Origin of the sequence: Clostridioides sp. ES-S-0108-01 (genome assembly GCF_020662285.1) — a bacterium.
Classification (GTDB): Bacteria; Bacillota; Clostridia; order Peptostreptococcales; family Peptostreptococcaceae; genus Clostridioides.
On record NZ_JADGMN010000052.1, the window covers coordinates 1 to 2,768 of the forward strand.

Consider the following 2,768-nt stretch of genomic DNA (forward strand, 5'->3'; position numbering starts at 1 on the left):
GGTGCGTCCAGTTCTTGCATATAAAAGCCTTTAGTTGAGGAACAAAAGCAAGTGGATTAATATAATTAATTCAAACTAATAAAACGAATTGAAAGGTGAAAATCCTTTCTATCACAACTATCAATAGTGATATTGCTGATACCCCGTTATGCACCCAATAGATAGCACATGAAGGTGTATAGAGCACGGTAAGGACAGAGCCTGATGTTACACACTTGACATACGTAACTATATGGAGTGGGCATCCTTAAAAACTTTGGTATGGTTAGACAACGAATCCTTGTGTGAAGTGTCGTAATTGTTGCCCCACAGCAGAAAGTGGGATTTTAGGGTTTATACAAACATTCGTGAGTTGGTTGTATATGATAACTTATAAAGTTAGAACTTATAATGATTATGGTAGTCAGTTATAATGTAGCCCTCGGCATAGAGAGGAAACCTAAGCCGAAGTAAAATAAGGGATAGTTTTATTGGAACTGGAGATACCTTCTAATTGGAGATTTGCTATATCTATGAAAATTAGAAGGAGTCAGAGGTGTCATAGTAGTGTTGATAAGTAGCCGATAGTCACTATTTACAGTAATGTAAGAAGGATGGATAAAACTACTTGGAGCGAAGGACACCAGTCGGAATAGTAAGTAGCCTATTTAATAACATATCATCATGAACCCTTCAAATGAAGGTGGGAATTTAATAGTAAAAACAATCGGAGGTGATAACCTTGCAGATGTGTTTAAAAAGTTATGTTATTGAAAATGAAAAACAATTAGTTAATGTTTTAGACAAAATTTATGAAAATTCAAAAAAAAAAATACTGAATTTTATGATTTAGTTGAAGTAATGAAGAATGAACAAACAATAATTATTGCAATACACAATATTAAATCTAATAAAGGTAGTTTTACTGCTGGAATAGATAAAGTTAATATCGATAAATATTTGCAAATGGATATAACGAAGTTAATAAATCTAATAAGAAAGTGTATCGACAACTATAAACCAAATGCAGTTAGAGGGGTGTATATACCTAAAAAGAATGGGAAATTAAGACCCCTTGGTATCCCAATAATGCTGGATAGGATTATACAAGAGATAACGAGAATTGTTATAGAGCCAATAGTGGAAGCAAAGTTCTTTAATCATAGTTATGGTTTTAGACCATATAGAAGCACAGAACACGCAATAGCACGAATTGTAAGTTTAGTTAATACAACTAAATGTTATGTTGCAATAGAAGGTGACATTAAAAGTTTCTTTGACAATGTTAACCACAACATATTAATTAAAATGATGTGGGGGCTTGGAATAAGAGATAAAAGAGTGCTAAATATGATTAAGAAAATGTTAAAAGCAGGAATAATGGAAGATTTAAAATATAATAAATCTGACATTGGAACCCCACAAGGTGGAATAATATCACCGTTATTAGCAAATATATACCTAAACGCATTCGATAAGTATGTGTCAACACAATATGAAGAACATCCCTTTTTAGATGATTATATAAACAAAGCAAAATCATCAGTAAGAAAAGTTGCATTAGATAATGCAAGGAAGAAATTGAAAAAGGAGCATGTACAAAAGTATTTAATAAGATATGCAGATGATTGGATAATATTAACTGAAAGTAAAGATGAAGCAAATAAACTACTTTATCAATGTAAGAAATTCTTCAAACATAGATTATCATTAGAATTATCTGACGATAAAACTATGATTACAGATTTAAGAGAAGAAAATGCTAAATTTCTTGGATTTGAACTATTTGTAGAGAAAAAGAGATTAACAAATAATCTCGTATGTAAGGTTATACCTAATAGAGAAATGGTTAAGACTAAAACCAGAGAAATATTAGATAAGGTCGAGGCTATAAGATATCAAGAAACACCATTAAAGACAGTTGTACTTGTAGAAAAAATAAATAGTATGATTATTGGAATTGCAAATTATTATAAAATAAGTATTGCAAAATCGATATTACAAAATATAGATAATAAAATATATTATACTGCATATAAAACGGTACGAAGCTTATACGGAAGTGGAAAAGATAGACTTATAGATATAGACAAAGTTAATAATCTTACTAATAGACATATGGGATATAAACAAAAAACATTCTTCTTTGATTATAAAGATTTAAAAATAGGATTAACTAAAGCATCAATAACACCAATTATTTATGCAAGAAAGTTTAATCCTAAAATGACACCATACACAGAAGAAGGTAGAGAATTGAAAAGTATTACCTCTAAAAAACAAAGAGGAAAACATAGACCAACACTATATAATCCATATGAATTATTTACAATAGTAGGAAATCAAGAAAGAAAAGGAAACATTTATAATTTTGAATATGTAATGAACAGAGAATATGCTTATAACAGAGATAAGGGAATGTGTATGGCATGTAAGCAATCTGTATATAATGGAATAGTTAAATGTCATCACAAAAGACGAAAACTTCCTTTAAATCAGATAAATAAAGTTCCAAACTTAATAACCCTATGCGATGAATGTCATAAGTTAGTTCATTCTAATACAGAAACTAAAAATAAAAAGATTTTTGAATTAAGAAAAATAATTTTCGAAGAAGATAATTTAATTAAAATAGGTGAAACTTTGAATTAAGGGTAACTTTAATTTAAAAGAAAAAATCATTAGATGGAAAACTATTTCGATGGAAAGCGGTATGCGGTGAAAGTCGCACGTACCGTTTGGGTCGGGGGAAAAGTTGGAGATAGCATCAAAGATTTACCTATCGACAT

At 29.8% G+C, this 2,768-nt stretch carries 2 protein-coding genes; both read left to right on the plus strand.

Annotation, left to right across the window (positions count from 1 at the left end; all coding sequences use genetic code 11):
* The first annotated feature begins 284 nt into the window (after positions 1-284).
* Positions 285-413 (plus strand): hypothetical protein, encoded by a 129-nt coding sequence (locus IR152_RS20200; RefSeq protein ID WP_255625038.1) that lies wholly within the window; start codon positions 285-287, stop codon positions 411-413.
* 427 nt (positions 414-840) lie between these two features.
* Positions 841-2,631 (plus strand): group II intron reverse transcriptase/maturase, encoded by a 1,791-nt coding sequence (gene ltrA, locus IR152_RS19575; RefSeq protein WP_227453496.1) that lies wholly within the window; start codon positions 841-843, stop codon positions 2,629-2,631.
* Positions 2,632-2,768 lie beyond the last annotated feature (137 nt).